The organism is Dokdonella fugitiva, assembly GCF_014138265.1.
GTDB lineage: Bacteria > Pseudomonadota > Gammaproteobacteria > Xanthomonadales > Rhodanobacteraceae > Dokdonella_A > Dokdonella_A fugitiva_A.
The window spans coordinates 612,459-628,432 of the sequence record NZ_JACGXL010000001.1 but is presented as its reverse complement, the minus strand read 5'-3'; the positions used below and the strand labels follow the sequence as shown (position 1 = coordinate 628,432).

Here is a 15,974-nt window from a genome sequence, read left to right as displayed (position 1 = left end):
CCCGCTTTGGTGTAGGAGCCCACCCTGTGGGCGACCGGTGTCGCGGCAAGGCTCGATGCCGCGGTCGCGCACAGGGTGCGCTCCTACCGCACGCGCTTTGGTGTAGGAGCCCACCCTGTGGGCGACCGGTGTCGCGGCAAGGCTCGATGCCGCGGTCGCGCACAGGGTGCGCTCCTACCGCACGCGCTTCGGTGTAGGAGCCCACCCTGTGGGCGACCGGTGTCGCGGCAAGGCTCGATGCCGCGGTCGCGCACAGGGTGCGCTCCTACCGCAGGCGCTTTGGTGTAGGAGCCCACCCTGTGGGCGACCGGTGTCGCGGCGACACTCGATGCCGCCGTCGCGCACGGGATTCGCTCCTGCGGGCAGTCGCGCGTCACGCCTTGAGCGGCAACCGTCCGAGCTTGCGCAGGCCGCTGCTGAACTCGAGATCGGCCGGCAGCACCGTCTTCGGGTTCGGCACGTGGTCGCCGGCCCCCGAGGTCTGCAGGCCGCCGATGCCGAGGGTGGTGCGCGCCTGCGCGAGCAGCGCAGGCAATTCCTCCGGCGCCGAGCCCGCGCGCAGGACCATGCCCTTGGGATTCGCGCGCTGGTAGTCCTCGAGGCATTCCATCGCGAGCGCGATGAGGTCGATCTTCGGCAACGGCGTCGCCTGCAAGGCGCGGTGCGTGATCGGCAGGCGCAGCGCCTGCGGCGGTTTCGTCACCGCCTCGGCGTAGCCGCGGTAGACGAGTTCGCTGCAGACGACGCGGCTCGGATCGTCCTGCACGACGAGGTCGAGTGCCATGCGCAGCGCCTCGTGCAGGCGCTCGTCGCCGGGAATCTTGTTGCGCACCGCGCAGACGATGCCGAGGGTGAGCAGCGAGGTCATCGGATACGGTCGGCCGAGATAGACGTCCGCCGCGGCGAGCAGCGCGGCGATGTCCGCGCTGTCGCGCGGCGTCGGTCGCAGCGGCCGGAACACGTCGACGTAGTCGAACGCGGCGACCATGCGCGTGCGCTCGGCGAGGCTCGCGTGGCGCACGCCCTTGGTCGCCGCTTCGATCAGTTCGCCGTGGCCGATCACCATCGCCGCATGGCTGTAGGCGCTGTCGCCGACCCAGGCGATCAGTTTCGACAGTTCGCCGCGACCCATGTGCAGCAGCACGTCGCCGGGCAGGAGTTCGGTCACCTGCAGCGTCTTGATCGTATCCATCGCGTCCGTCCTTTCCGGTCAGGTGCGGCTCGCGGCCGCGAGCGGCGCGTGCGTGCAGACGCGGTTGCGTCCTTCCGCCTTGGCGCGGTAGAGCGCGGCATCCGCGCGCTCGATGAGCTTGTCGGGCGAGTCGGTGCCGGCCAGCAGTCCGGCGACGCCGATGCTCGCGGTCAGGTGCAGGTTCACGCCGTCGGCGTCGATCGCCAGTCGCTCGATGCGCTTGCGCAGGCGTTCGCCGGTCGCGATCGCCTCCGCGTGCGTCGCGCCGGGCAGCAGCGCGAGGAATTCCTCGCCGCCGTAGCGGCCGAAATGCTCGCCGTCCTGCAGCTCGTCGGCGAGCGTGTCGGCGATCGCCTTGAGGCAGTGGTCGCCGACGAGGTGGCCGTGGCGGTCGTTGATCGCCTTGAAGTGGTCGAGGTCGACGAACAGCAGGGCGAGCGGCAGTTTGTGCGCGACCGCCGCGGCGAACTCCGACTCGAGGCAACGCGTGATCGCACGCCGGTTGAGCACGCCGGTGAGGCCGTCGCGCTCGGCGAGGCGCGTCGCGACGTCGCGTTCGCGCCGCACGCGCAAGGTCGCGTCGGCGAGGCCGAGCACGACCACGACGCTGGAGAACGCGGTCGTGAACGGAAACCCGTACTCGAGCCACGACGGCTGCGGCAGGTGCAGGATCAGCTGCGTCACGCGCATCGCGGTGAACGCGACCTGCGGCATCCAGGCGACCAGGAAGAACACCGCCGCGCGGTTCCGGTGCAGCGCCGCGTACCCGACCACCGCGATCGCGATCAGCGAGCCGATCAGGAACATCAGGTTGATCATTGGCGGCAGCATCACGTCGCGGCCGGGCCACTCGACCGGCGCGAGCAACGCCGCGAGCGCGAGCAGGTACGGCCAGCGCGTCGCGCCGAGCACCGTCGCCAGGCGCGGCGTCTCGCGGCGCAAGTGGCAGAACTCGATGATGAAGGAGATCGACAGCGGCGCGCTCAGCACCGCGAAGATCCACGACGCGCGCTGGCCGAGCAGGCCGGGCAGCAGGCCGAGCGGCAGGTCGTAGAACTCGCCCGACACGAGCAGCAGGTAGACGAGCTGGATGCCGGAGTAGGCGACGAACAACGCGTAGATGCGGTCGCGCAGCGCGAGCCACAGGCACAGCCCGACCAGCACCATCGTCAGCTGCGCGGCGCCGAACAGCGTGACGATGCGCACGTGGCGCAGGTCCGCGGCCTGGTAGCTCGCGAGGTCGGTCACCGACACCTGCGGTCTTCGCTCGACGCGCACGCGGTCGAAGCGCAGGTACAGCGACTGGTCCGCGCGCAGGCCCGCGGGCAGCACGAACGCCATCGCGTGGCGCGAGAAGCGCGCCTGCGCGTCGGGCTTGGTCAGCCACAGCGATTGCGCGCGATAGTCGGGCGGTGCGTACAGCGTCGCGTGCACGTAGCCGACGTCGCGCACGACGAGCACGGGCAGTTCGGTCGAGGTCCAGTCCGCATCGAGCCGCAGGCGGAACCACAAGGGTGCATCCGGCGACGCGCGCAAGGTGTTGCCCGCGTGCGAGAGGAACGAAGCATCGTGCGCGCCGCTCGCGATCGCCGCAGCGTCGTCGCCGATCGCGGGCGGCAGTTCCGTGACGGTCCAGCCGGGCAGCGTGGCCGGCGGCGCCTGCGCGCGCGCGGCGAACGCCTGCAGCAGCGCGAGCAGCAGCACGAACACACACGCGACCCCACTCGAAGCGAACCTGCGCTCCACGCCCCAGCCCCCTGCCGGCCGCGCACTCCGGCGCGGATCGCTCATGCTACCGGATCGCGACGCAGCATCAAGCAATCGACCGCCACCGCGTCGCCCACGGAGCAGCGAGGCATTTCGACGCCTTGCCTCCTACGGAGCCATGCGCATCCTGTGGGAGCGGCGGAAGCCGCGATGCTCTTCGGCCTCGGCCTTCAAAGCGTCGCGGCTTCTTCGACGCCGTGGCCGCCCACGGAGGCACGCGCATTCTGTGGGAGCGGCGGAAGCCGCGATGCTCTTCAGCCTCGGCCTTCAACAGCATCGCGGCTTCCGCCGCTCCCACAGTCGGCCGCTTTTTCCGATACCGGAGCGAGTCCCGATGAAGGCAGATCTCGTAGGGCGGATCAAGGCGCGCAGCGCCGGATCCGCCGCTTGCGCGGCTCGATCCAGCCTACGGTTGAAGCGAACCCGCCCGACGCCACGCACCGGATGCCTGCGCATCGGACTCGCGCCGCCCCGGCCTATAATCGCCGCCTGCCTTCCGGAGACCCTTGCGCATGAACGCACCGACCCGCATCGACACCACTCGCGTGATCCGCGCGCCGCGCGGCACGGCGCTCTCGTGCAAGAGCTGGCTCACCGAAGCCGCGTTCCGCATGCTTCAGAACAACCTCGACCCCGACGTCGCCGAGAAGCCGAGCGAGCTCGTCGTCTACGGCGGCATCGGCCGCGCCGCGCGCAACTGGGAATGCTTCGACGCGATCCTGCGTTCCCTGCGCGAATTGAACGACGACGAGACCTTGCTCATCCAGTCCGGCAAGCCGGTCGGCGTATTCCCCTCGCACAAGGACGCGCCGCGCGTGCTGCTCGCCAACTCCAACCTCGTGCCGCACTGGGCGACCTGGGAGTACTTCAACGAGCTCGATCGCAAGGGCCTCATGATGTACGGCCAGATGACCGCCGGCAGCTGGATCTACATCGGCAGCCAGGGCATCGTGCAGGGCACCTACGAAACCTTCGTCGAGATGGGCCGCCAGCACTACGGCGGCAACCTCAAGGGCAAGTGGATCCTCACCGCCGGCCTCGGCGGCATGGGCGGCGCGCAGCCGCTCGCCGCGAGCCTCGCCGGCGCGTGCAGCCTCAACATCGAATGCCAGCAGGCGAGCATCGACATGCGCCTGCGCACGAAGTACGTCGACGAACAGGCGACCGACCTCGACGACGCGCTCGCGCGCATCGCCAAGTACACGAAGGCGGGCGAAGCGAAGTCGATCGCGCTGCTCGGCAATGCCGCCGAGATCCTGCCCGAACTCGTCAAGCGCGGCGTGAAGCCCGATGCGGTCACCGACCAGACCAGCGCGCACGACCCGGTCAACGGTTACCTGCCGATCGGCTGGACCGTCGAGCAGTGGTTCGAACGCCGCAAGAGCCAGCCCGACGCCGTGCGCGACGCCGCGAAGAAATCGATGCGCGTGCACGTCGAAGCGATGCTCGCGTTCCAGAAGCAAGGCATCCCCACGTTCGACTACGGCAACAACATCCGCCAGATGGCGAAGGACGAAGGCTGCACGAACGCGTTCGACTTCCCCGGCTTCGTGCCCGCGTACGTGCGCCCGCTGTTCTGCCGCGGCGTCGGCCCGTTCCGCTGGGTCGCGCTCAGCGGCGATCCGGAAGACATCGCGAAGACCGACGCCAAGGTCAAGGAACTCATCCCCGACGACACGCACCTGCACAACTGGCTCGACATGGCCGGGAAGCGCATCAGCTTCCAGGGCCTGCCCGCGCGCATCTGCTGGGTCGGCCTCGGCCAGCGCCACAAGCTCGGCCTCGCGTTCAACGAGATGGTGCGCAGGGGTGAACTCAAGGCGCCGATCGTGATCGGCCGCGACCACCTCGATTCCGGCAGCGTCGCCTCGCCCAACCGCGAAACCGAAGCGATGAAGGACGGCAGCGACGCGGTCAGCGACTGGCCGCTCCTCAACGCGATGCTCAACGTCGCCGGCGGCGCGACCTGGGTGTCGCTCCACCACGGCGGCGGCGTCGGCATGGGCTATTCGCAACACTCCGGCGTCGTCATCGTCTGCGACGGCAGCGACGACGCGGATCGCCGGCTTGCGCGCGTGCTGTGGAACGACCCCGGCACCGGCGTCATGCGGCATGCGGATGCGGGGTATGAGATTGCGATGAAGTGCGCGAAGGAGCGGGGGCTGAAGCTGCCGATGGGGTAAATGCAGTGGTCGGCCCACATCCTTGCGGTCTCAAAGGGGCGTCTTCGGCAGTTTTGAGGCGAAGGAGGAGTTTACGGAAATGGAAAGTCGCTTGAAATCGTCGAGCTCTACGTGCTGTGAGCCGCTTGCCCGAAGATCGGCGAAAGCGTCGATCAGTATGAGAGTCAGAAAGAGCATCGGATCGGCTGGCGGTACCACTACAACAGTTCCGGTGCTTACGGTCGCAAAATAACCTCGGGGCGAAAGGCAAAGTTTGTGTACAACCATGTCGCATGATTTGGTCTCCTCACCTACCTGGTGGGTGCGGCGGGCGTGTCGCTGGCGCTCGTCCGTCGAGCGAGGCAAGTTGAAGCTTTGGGAGGCTCCGAAATGACTCGTGCAGGCGCCATCAGACAGATTGTGCCGTGGGAGATGGTGCAGGACGCGCTTCTCGAGAACGGTTACGTTCGATCGATGGGCTGAATGGGCGATAGGTGTCGACTCGATGTCGGTCAAGATTCAATATGCAGATTAAGGTTTCTGTGTGCGAAGCAGGAAACCACCATTGAGCGAGAAGGAGAAATTGTCCATGCTGGCTCGCGCGAATATCGGCGCGTTTCCAGCAATGTGGCGCGAAACCGATACTGCGGAGAATGGCAAAGAGGCCGTCAGCGACTTGCCGCGATCAACGCAAAGTTCATTGTGGCCGACTGCTTTCTGGAAGAATGTTATATGAGCTCTCGGAATGATGAAAGCTTTACGAGAGCGAAGCTCATCGATGTGCAGCTTTCTTCTGCGGGGTGGTCCAAAAGCCGGCGTACCCTCGTTGAAGAATACGTCCTGAAGGTCGGCGAGCCCGGGACAAATGATGGCAACGATCAATATGCGGATTACGTTCTTCTCGGATCGGATGGCACGCCGATCGCTGTTGTAGAGGCCAAACGTTCTTCTCGCGACGAACTGGCTGGCAAGCGCCAAGCTGCGGAATACGCCGATGCTATTAAAGCGAAGTTTGGCAAGGACCCGTTTATCTTCCTCACGAATGGCAGCGAGATCCAGTTCTGGGATCGTGAGCGCTACGCGCCTAGAAAGGTTTCAGGCTTCTACACGCGAGACGACCTGGAGCGCCTGCATCACCAGCGCCAGTTCGCGCAACCGCTGCAAGGCGTCGAGATCAATGCGGACATCGCTGGCCGCGACTATCAAAACGAGGCCATTCGGCGAGTCACCGAGGGTGTTGACGCGGCCAAACGCAAGTTTCTTCTCGTGATGGCGACTGGCACGGGCAAGACGCGGACGACGATCGCCCTGGTCGACACCTTGCTGCGCGCCAAACGCGTGCAGCGCGTGCTGTTCCTGGCCGACCGTCGCGAACTGGTGCGACAGGCCATGTCGGAGTTCAAGTCTCACCTGCCCAACGAAAGCCTGGCCCGCATCGAGGCTGGCGAAACCTCGGGCGCTCGCATCCAGTTCTCCACCTACCCCAGCATGATGCAGGTGTACTCGCGCCTGTCAGTGGGCTACTACGACCTGATCGTTGCCGACGAAAGTCACCGATCCATCTACCAGCGCTACAAGGCCGTCTTTGACCACTTCGATGCGATTCAGCTTGGCCTGACTGCCACGCCAACCGACTACATCGACCACAACACCTTTGAATTGTTCGATTGCGGCGATGGCGCTCCCAGCTACTACTACAGCTACGAGCAAGCCATCGCCGACCAGAACCTGGTGAACTACCGCGTGCTGGACGCCCAGACCAATTTCCAATTGAAGGGCATTCAAGGGGATGCCCTTCCGCAGCCACTACAGCAAATGGCGCGCGACCAGGGCGTGGAGGTCGATGAACTCAACTTCGATGGCACCGACATCGAGAAGGGTGTCATCAACCAGGGAACCAACGACGCCATGGTGCGGGAGTTCATGGACAAGAGCCGCAAAGACATTCGGGGGTTACCTCACAAGTCGATCATCTTTGCCGTTAGCCACGCTCACGCCAAGCGGCTGTACGAGAGCTTCAACCGCCTGTACCCGGAGCTGCAACGCCAGGGTATGGCCGAGATCATCGACAGCCACATGGAGCGTGCCGATGCCACGCTGGATGACTTCAAGTTTCGAACCATGCCGCGCGTGGCCATCTCGGTGGACATGCTGGATACCGGTGTCGACGTGCCTGCCATTCAGAACCTTGTGTTCGCCAAGCCTGTCTTCAGCAAGGTCAAGTTCTGGCAGATGATTGGTCGGGGCACGCGGCTTCATACCGACAGGTCAACGGGTGAGATCAAGAAGGACTTTCTGATCATCGACCACTGGAAGAACTTCGCCTACTTCAAGCTCAAGCCTGACGGTGAGGTCGACCACCCCAGCGAGCCCTTGCCCGTGCGGCTTTTTCGATTGCGGCTGGAGGTGTGGCAGTTGCTCTACGGCCAGGAGCCAGGTGCGCAAAGCACGCGCGACGCCATTGCAGCCCTGCAGGCCATGCTGCTGGCTTTGCCACGCCAAAGTGTCAACGTACGGCCACACTGGGACGAGCTGGATGCACTGGCCCGGCAGTGGCCGGCGCCCGACCCCAGCACGCTCGAACACCTCTCAAAGACCATTGCGCCACTGATGCGCCTTGCGCCCTTAGCAGGCCTGGACGAATTGCAGTTCCGCATCTGGTGCGAGCGGCTCACTCTGGGCTGGCTCAAGGGCAATGCCGACGAGCAAGTCACCGTGCGCGAGCGCATCCAGGGCGCCGTGGCCAGCCTTGCCGACAACATCCCCGAGGTGCAACGCGCGGCTGAGCAACGCGCTTGGGTTCAGTCGGTGGGGTTCTGGCAACACCTGGACATGGTCCGCCTCGCCACCCTGCAGGCGGCGTTCGCGCCACTGATGCGTTATCGAACCAGTGCCCCAGGTCGCACGGTGGAAATCAATCTGCCCGACAGCATCACCCAGCGCAGTTGGATCATTTACGGCCCCACCGGCGAAGGCGCTTTTGCCGAAAGCTACCGCCAGCAGGTGGAAGCCCTTGTTCGCCGCCTCGCTGACCAATCGCCCGAATTGGCCAAGCTCAAGAACGGCAAAACCCTGAGCAACGAAGAGCTGGAGCGCATCAGCGCCACGCTGAACCAGGCCGACCTCTTCGTTACCGAAGAGACTTTGCGCAAAGCCTTCGAAGCGCCGGCTGCATCATTGGCCGACCTTCTGCGCTACATGCTGTGCGAGGGTGTTCGTCTTCCCAACCGCGAAGAGCGCATCAATGCCGCGTTTGATGCCTTCATTGCCAGCCACGGATACCTGCGTGCCAACCAGCTCAACTTCCTGCGTGCGGTCAAGGCTGCAGTGCAAAGCCACGGCCGCATCACCATGACAGCGCTCAACGAGCCACCGCTGTCGCGAGTGGGCCGCGTGGAATCATTGTTCCCGCCGCAAGACATCAACGAACTCATTGCCTTGGCCAACCAGTTGCTGGATGACGCCGCCTGATCCCTCAAGGACAAACCTTAATGCTCGCTCCGCACATCAAGAAAAAAGTTGACGAACTCTGGAATCGCTTCTGGGCCGCAGGCCTCACCAACCCTTTGGTGGCGGTGGAGCAGATTACCTACCTGTTGTTTCTCAAGCGCTTGGAGGACATTGACCTCAAGCGCCAGCAGCGCGGGTTTCCGTCGATCTACGCAGGGTCCGAGTCATGCAAGTGGAGCTACATCCGCCAGGAAAAGACCAACCCCAGCCACCTGATTGATGTGGTGTTCCCATGGCTGCGCGAGCTCGACAAACACTTCAGCACCGCCAGCGCTGACGGTACGGAACTCGCCAGCCTCAACAACCGCATGGCTGATGCCTACTTCCAGCTTGACCCCAACAAGGGCAAGGTGCTGAGTGATGCCATCGACGCGATTGACCAGCTCTTTGCCCGTGCCGGTGAAGGCAATTCCGCCCAAGACATCATGGGCGACACATTCGAATATCTGCTCAGCGAGGTGGCCACCGCAGGCAAGAACGGCCAGTTCCGTACCCCGCGTCACCTGATTCGCTTTATGGTCGAACTGCTCGATCCGGAACCTGGCCAGCGTGTCATCGACCCCGCCGCCGGCACAGGCGGCTTCCTGTTCAGCACGCAGCAGTACCTGATGCGCAAGTACTCGGCGCAAGAGAATGTGGTGCTTGAATGGGACGGCACGCCGCACCGTACTGATGGTGCCGCAGCCACCCCCGAGCAGTACTCCGCTATTCACAACGGCGCCAACTTCGTCGGCCTGGACAACGACCGCACCATGGCGCGCATCGGATGGATGAACCTGGTGCTGCATGACGTGACCGACCCGCATCTGTTGCAGGGCGATTCGCTCAGCAAGCGCGAAGGCAAGGGCCAACTCAAGCAACTGCTGGAATCTGAAACCTACGACTTTGTATTGGCCAACCCACCCTTCACCGGTACGGTGGACAGTGGGGACCTCGAGCCCGATTCCTTGCTGTTCCCACGCGTGGGCGGTGGTGGCAAGAAGAAGGATGAAAGCATCACCAACAAGAGCGAACTGCTCTTCCTATGGCTGATGCTCGACCTGCTGCGCGTGGGTGGTCGTTGCGCGGTGATCATTCCCGAGGGGGTGCTGTTTGGCAACACCGATGCCCATGCCCGCCTACGCCGCGAGTTGCTGACCGAGCACGTGGTCGAGGGTGTCATCTCGCTGCCTGGTGGCGTTTTCCAGCCCTACACCGGCGTCAAGACCTCAGTTCTCGTCTTTCGCAAGGAGACCCGGCGCGATGACAGGCCGACCTTCACTGGCGGTGTGGCCCCGCGCACCGAGCACGTCTGGTTCTACGAGGTGGAGGAAGACGGGTATTCGAAAGATGCCAAGCGTAACGCCCGGCCTGCTCAGCAAAACGACCTGTGGGATGCGCTGGAAAAGTTCAGGGCCTGGATCGCGGATGGGCGCGCCGGTGCGCAGCGCAACGAAAAGACGCTACTGCAACCCCGCTTCCGAGCGGAGCGTTGGCGCCAAGCCCTGCTACGCGACACGGCCGACCAGCTGACGCCAGCCGGGAAAGCTTTCGCGGGCTTGCCCGACACCAGCATGTGGGACGGGCAGGTCTGGGGCATTCACGAGCTTTTTCCCGGTCTACCTGCGGATCCCAAGACTGCTGAAGAAGGCGTGCGCTCAGCGGCGGCTGCCACATTGCTCAAACTGGCCATCCAGGCGCTAATGCCCCCTGCGCAAAAGGTCTGGGAGGAAACGCTACAGGCGCGGGTGGTGGGCAAGATCACCGATGCCGAATTGCTAGCTGCCTGGAAGAGGGCTGCCAAGCCCGCAGAAGCTGAGTTCAAGAAGCTAGCTCGCGAGAGGGAATCATTCTTCGAAAAGGAGGACTCTCCTGCACTGTCAATATGGAAGGATCTTCTGAAGACGGTGCTTTCAGAAGCACAAGCCGATCCTCACGTGCTCGGTATTCTGAAAAGCAACCAACCGCCTAAAGCGTTGACGGCAGACGATATCGGCCAGAAGCTGAGCGACGTGGCCCGCGACGTTGCCAAGTTGGACGGCTTCGACGTTACGCTGCGCAGCCTGGCCGTTGACCAGGCGACGAAACTCAGCACGGCCAAACACTGGGTGGTGCCGGTGCGTGACTGGGCCCGCAACGACGATTGGCGCGGCGAGGATGGCACGCTCGTCGGATCGCACGATGCTGACGGCCTGGTGCGTCACGCCTATGTGCAGGCCATGCTGTCCGAGGGTCTCTACGATGACAAGGGCACGCTCAAGGACGGTTTGCTCGACCCCGACTGCATCGAGGCACGCGAGTGGAATCTGTCCGCCGGGCAATACAAGCCCTTCGACTTCGCCCAGCTCAAGAGTGAAAGGAGCGTGGCCGAATTGATTGGTGAGCTCAAGACCACAGAGCAGGAAATCATCAAGGGCCTGGACAAGCTGCTCGCGATGGTGGAGGGGCGGGAATGACGCTACCAGAAACCTGGACGCAGACGACAATCCGTAGTGTCGTCGCGGACCTGCAGCCCGGTTTTGCGCAAAAACCTGGCGAAGAAGACGAAGGTACGACACCGCAGATCCGCACTCACAACGTAACACCGAACGGCAAGATAAGCCTAGAGGGGATCAAGCACATCACTGCAAGCGAACGAGAGCTGGCACGCTACTCCCTGGCCGTCGGTGACGTTGTATTCAACAACACGAACAGTGAAGAGTGGGTTGGGAAGACGGCGGTCTTCGATCAAGAGGGCGACTACGTTTTTTCGAATCACATGACGCGATTGCTGGTTCGCGAGGACTTGGTTCGTCCAGCCTATCTTGCAGCCTATCTGCAGTTGCTGTGGTCAATTGGGTACTCGAAGACTCGCGCGAAGCGCTGGGTCAGCCAAGCCGGTATTGAAAGCGACACGCTGGCCGCATTCAAGATACCCCTACCAACCCTTCCTGAACAACAGCGCATCGTGGATGTGCTTCAGCAAGCCGACGAGTCTAGGCAAGCCAATGATCGTCGCAGGTATCTCGATCAGATGATCAAGGCGGCGCTCGATCGACTGGTGCTTGGGTGCGACGAAGGAAAATGGGAGCATCTCGGCTCGTTGGTTGAAACGCGCTACGGTACCTCCGTTTCGGCGGACGCCACAGCGGACACCGGTGTGCCAGTGCTGCGAATCCCCAACGTGATGGGCGGAGAAGTTGACGTCGATGATATGAAGTACGTCGAACTCAAGCAGGCCGAACTGGGTCGGTTGAGCTTGACGACATCTGATGTATTGATTGTTCGATCCAATGGCAACCCAGAGTATGTCGGGCGGTCAGCACCGATCACCGAAGACGCTTGCCAGTCGGTCATCGTGTACGCCTCCTACTTGATTCGCCTGAGAACTGATCCTGACCGCTTGTTGCCAGAGTATCTGAGTGCGTTCCTCAACAGCGCTTACGGTAGAGCAGCCATGAGAAACGCCATCAGAACGACTGCCGGACAAAGCAATTTGAGCGGCGAGAACCTCGCCAAGGTTCGTCTACCTGTTCCCGATTTGGCAGAGCAGGACCGATTCCGGCGACTCTGGCTTCAAGTCAGGGAGATTCGCCGCCTGATTACCAAGTCGGAGGATGCGGCGATTGCACTGCGCTCCGCCCTCAGCATCCACGCGCTATCTGGCGATCTCACCGCGCAGTGGCGTGAGCATCACGCTGAAGCGCTTGCCGAGGCGGCGCTCAGCCGCGATCAATTGCTGCGCGAGCGCGGCGCCAAGATGGCTTTCAGCACAACCATCACTGCCACGCCATCTGTGCTGACCAGTCTGACTGTGCGGGCCGCCCGCCATTGGCTGCTGGGTGAACTGAGTGAGTTTCAACGCCAAGTGTTGACCGCCTTCACCGCGTACTGCCAAACAAGCGGCGAACCCCTATTGGTCGAAGACCCAGACGTGTTTGCACGCTTCTGCGACGACATGGCGGTGACCGAGCGGCTGCAAGTCTTTGGTGCCTCGCACGGCAACCGCATCCGCCGCACTCTTAGCCAACTGGCCGCACTGGGCTTCATCGCAAAAGTCACCTTACCCAAGGTCGACCAGGAAAGCGGCGAGCGAGACTACCTCAAGGCCTTTCGTCCGCTGAGAGAAGACGAGTTCACACGACTTGTGGACTTGCAGGCCCTGCGCAAGGGCTTGTCGGCAGATGTTGAGCTGGATCACTACTACCTTCAAGCTCAGCTGGACTACGAGACGTCCGAGCGGGCCGGAGCGGGCGGAATGTTTCAGGTCATCTCGATAGAAGACGATGAAGGCAAGGACTACACGCACTTGGTGGACCAAGGCCGGCACTACGCTTCACTCGATGCTCTGAAAAATGACCTTGCCAGTGCCCTCGATGTGGCAGCGACGCAAGTGGACTTGGAGGCGGTCTGATGCGCCTGCGCTACCTGCACCTTCAGAACTATCCGCCGATCTCGGACATCAAGGTGTGCTTTGCCAGTGGTTCGCCGTTGGCACGCGAATGCGCCATTCGGTTTGTCGTGGGCGTAAACGGTAGCGGCAAGTCCAACCTCTTGCGGGCAGTTGCCGAGGTGTTCTTGGCGTTGGCCGACCTGCGTGTGCCCGCCTTTCCGGTAAGCCTGGTCTACGAACTGGGGGTGCGTGGCTCACCCAGCCACCGCACGCTGTTGCTGCATTGCCCTGGCGACCGGCGGTTGGCCAGCCTCTGGCTGCACGAGCGGTTTGCGTTCGACGACCAGAGCGGACAGGAAGTCTTTGAGGCTGCCATCGAGCACTTGGCCCTCAAGGGCATGCCTATGGTCCCTGGCTTCACGGCGTTGATAGAACCTGGCCGCTGGCCGCAGCGCGACAGTACGCCGCCTCAGATCGCGCTACCTTCGGCGGTGCTCGCCTACACCACAGGCGATTTGCGTCCGTGGCGTTCGGTGTGGAGCCGAAACCAAAATGCGGAAGGTCTGCAGCGTATCGGCGACGACATCGACGTTGAAGAGCGCCCGGCGGGGTGGACCGCGGTCCAAGAGCGAGCCTTACTCGCGGCGCGACCTGTCTTTCAAGCAACTCAAGATATCGACAGTAGCCGCTCGACCACGGAAGCTGAGAGCTTTCGGCGCCCCATGCTTCTAGATGCCACTCTGCTCAAGTGCGCCCTGCTGGCGGTGGCTTTGCCGCAGGCCTTCATTGGGACCACTGACTACCCGGGTCGCGCCGAAGTCGATGCGGCAATGGCTCAGCTTCGCCGTCGCTCCGACAACAAGACCGCGCTGCAAGAACTGCTGGAGCGCGGGGGATGGCATCACCTGGTGTCAGTGGCCTTCCGCTCGCGCCTACAGGCAACACAGTGGGACCGGAAGCTCCGCGAAACTGCCCACGATTGGTGGCTGTGCGCCAGCGAAGTGATTGCTGAACCGCATCCGGTGGAAGCCCGCCGCACCCTGTGGTTTGATTTGAAGGGCCCGCTCGATGTGCAGGCGCTGAGCTTTGCCTCTGCTGCCCGAGACGAGCTTCAGACATGCACGACTCAAGGTGAGGCCCTTTGGGCATTGTTGGGAGGCGCCCGGGACGCCAGTGCCTTCGACCTGTTCACTCGCCTGCTGGAGCTGAGCCAGGTTGGGCTTTTCGACGACGTGCTGATCCGCCTGCGTCGTGCACCGTTGCCCAGCGATGCTGACGTGACCGAGGCAGATGACATCGGCGTGCTTCGCTACGAGGAGCTGTCGGATGGCGAACAGATGGTGCTCGGTCGCATGGCACTCTTCCATCTGCTGCAAGGCCAGCAAGACGCCTTGCTGCTGCTCGACGAGCCCGAGACCCACTTCAACGATAAGTGGAAGCGTGAGATCGTCGACATCATTGACGACGCTATCGGCCACACCAGCAACGACGTGCTGATCTCCACCCATTCGGCCATCGTCTTGTCGGATGTTTTCAACAACGAGATCGTGATGGTGCAGAAGACGGCGCATGGCTCCAATGCGCGCAGCGTCGATGAACCAACGTTCGGGACCGACCCGAGTACGTTGATGATGACGGTGTTTGGCGCCGACGACAGCATCGGAAAAAGGGCGCAGGAGTTCATAGAAAGCAAGTTGGCGCAGACCACAGGTACGGAGGCCGAAATAGCCGACCTGGAACGGCTGATTGCCCGTATGGGATCGGGCTTCTACCGCAGCGAGCTGCGCACCTTGCTGAACACCTGGCGGGGTGGCGATGCTTAAGCCGATCCATCGCGTGACGTGTTACCCCGCGCTGGTGGCGTGCCAGCACCTGATGCAACGGTTCGCTTTGTGGCTTTGCGCCCCTGGCACCCTGGCGGCGAACCTGACTTCCGCGGGCTTGCAACCGCCGGTAGTCCTCAGCGCTATTGAAGCGGACTGGCTGTGGGTATTTCTCCAGAGCAAGAAGGACAAACAGCCGCTACTTGAGCGCGCGCAGTTGGTTGCGGCGATGCCAGTAGCACAGAAGGTCGCTTTGGCGGCCTGGGTGCAAGCTGTCTCCACACTCGCGACGCAATTTCAAGCCGCGCCGCCGCCATGGCCCGTGACAGTTCCGCAGATAGAGCCAGCGAGCTGGGCGGCGTTCAGAACTCTGATGGAGGCCTTCTACGACAAGGGATTTCACGCCGGCTTGCCATACGCCGAAGACGGAACGCCGGTGGCGGCAGGGGGTGTCACCTACGCCTTATTCGTCGATGCCTTTCGTGTTGCGCACCGCCTGAACCCCGACCCGCACGCCCGCCAGGTTTGCGTGCTCTGTGGTGGGCCGCTGGGCGATACGCCGCACGTTGACCACTGGGTTATCAAGAGCTCGTTCCCATTGCTCAGCATGTGCGGTGACAACCTGACACTTATCTGCAGCACCTGCAACGAAGCGCCGAACAAGGGTGACAAGCCTGTGCACAGTGCTGGCAGCTTTGCCGACTGGTTCCACCCGTACTTGCGTCCGGGCAACAGTGCCCTGCAGCTTGGCTATGACCGTCATGTAGCGGCAGTGCATTGCTCGGCCGTTGCGCCCGCCGATCAGCCCAAAGCGACAAATCTCGACGGGTTGCTCAACTTGGCAAGCCGATGGACGCGCGAATTTAAGGCGGAATACGCCAAGCATCAGGATGTTCTTCGGCGCAGCGAGCGCCGACGAGTTAGGGCGGCTCAGGCGAGGCACACACTGCAAGAGCTTGGCACTTACGTTCAGCAGTGGGTGGGAGGCCTCTCGCCTAGCGAGCCGCATCATGAGGTTCACTCGACACTTGGGCAAGCCATGATCGAGCCCGCCCGAATGCAAGCATGGCTTGCTGAGTTGGCGACGGTTCGATAGCCCGAATTGGAGTAACCGATATCGCCGAAATCATCCGCCGCCGCGCCGGTGAGCCGCCCCGGCTTCCCCGAAG

The 15,974-nt window shown here is 63.1% G+C and carries 8 protein-coding genes; 6 read left to right on the top strand and 2 right to left on the bottom strand.

Annotated features, from left to right (window positions below):
* Positions 1-373: 373 nt before the first annotated feature.
* Complete coding sequence (locus FHW12_RS02955; protein WP_182529494.1) at positions 374-1,192, bottom strand: hypothetical protein; 819 nt, start codon at positions 1,190-1,192, stop codon at positions 374-376.
* Between the two features lie 18 nt (positions 1,193-1,210).
* The gene (locus FHW12_RS02950) at positions 1,211-2,902 is read right to left on the bottom strand and encodes a sensor domain-containing diguanylate cyclase (RefSeq protein WP_182529493.1); all 1,692 of its coding nucleotides are present in this window, start codon (positions 2,900-2,902) and stop codon (positions 1,211-1,213) included.
* A 569-nt stretch (positions 2,903-3,471) separates the two neighbouring features.
* On the opposite strand from FHW12_RS02950, the gene hutU reads away from it, so the two are divergent.
* From hutU to FHW12_RS02920, 6 genes are all read left to right on the top strand, one after another.
* Complete coding sequence (gene hutU / locus FHW12_RS02945) at positions 3,472-5,142, top strand: urocanate hydratase (RefSeq protein WP_182529492.1); 1,671 nt, start codon at positions 3,472-3,474, stop codon at positions 5,140-5,142.
* Positions 5,143-5,853: 711 nt separating this feature from the next.
* Positions 5,854-8,592, top strand: coding sequence for a DEAD/DEAH box helicase family protein (locus tag FHW12_RS02940; protein ID WP_182529491.1), 2,739 nt, complete (start codon positions 5,854-5,856; stop codon positions 8,590-8,592).
* Positions 8,593-8,612: 20 nt separating this feature from the next.
* A complete protein-coding gene (locus tag FHW12_RS02935) occupies positions 8,613-11,066 on the top strand; it encodes a type I restriction-modification system subunit M (RefSeq protein WP_182529490.1) in 2,454 nt (817 codons plus the stop codon).
* Positions 11,063-13,003, top strand: a complete 1,941-nt coding sequence (locus FHW12_RS02930) for a restriction endonuclease subunit S (protein ID WP_182529489.1) — start codon at positions 11,063-11,065, stop codon at positions 13,001-13,003. The genes FHW12_RS02935 and FHW12_RS02930 overlap by 4 nt, the downstream gene beginning before the upstream one ends.
* Positions 13,003-14,805 (top strand): AAA family ATPase, encoded by a 1,803-nt coding sequence (locus FHW12_RS02925; protein ID WP_182529488.1) that lies wholly within the window; start codon positions 13,003-13,005, stop codon positions 14,803-14,805. The genes FHW12_RS02930 and FHW12_RS02925 overlap by 1 nt, the downstream gene beginning before the upstream one ends.
* Entirely contained in the window at positions 14,798-15,901 is a 1,104-nt protein-coding gene (locus FHW12_RS02920) for an HNH endonuclease (RefSeq protein WP_182529487.1), read from the top strand. The genes FHW12_RS02925 and FHW12_RS02920 overlap by 8 nt, the downstream gene beginning before the upstream one ends.
* Positions 15,902-15,974 lie beyond the last annotated feature (73 nt).

Excerpts from the sequence above, each read along its gene's own strand:
- FHW12_RS02925 (WP_182529488.1), top strand. The coding sequence starts at position 13,003 with ATGCGCCTGCGCTACCTGCACCTTCAGAACTATCCGCCGATCTCGGAC.
- hutU (WP_182529492.1), top strand. The coding sequence starts at position 3,472 with ATGAACGCACCGACCCGCATCGACACCACTCGCGTGATCCGCGCGCCG.
- FHW12_RS02935 (WP_182529490.1), top strand. The coding sequence starts at position 8,613 with ATGCTCGCTCCGCACATCAAGAAAAAAGTTGACGAACTCTGGAATCGC.
- FHW12_RS02920 (WP_182529487.1), top strand. The coding sequence starts at position 14,798 with ATGCTTAAGCCGATCCATCGCGTGACGTGTTACCCCGCGCTGGTGGCG.
- FHW12_RS02955 (WP_182529494.1), bottom strand. The coding sequence starts at position 1,192 with ATGGATACGATCAAGACGCTGCAGGTGACCGAACTCCTGCCCGGCGAC.
- FHW12_RS02930 (WP_182529489.1), top strand. The coding sequence starts at position 11,063 with ATGACGCTACCAGAAACCTGGACGCAGACGACAATCCGTAGTGTCGTC.
- FHW12_RS02940 (WP_182529491.1), top strand. The coding sequence starts at position 5,854 with ATGAGCTCTCGGAATGATGAAAGCTTTACGAGAGCGAAGCTCATCGAT.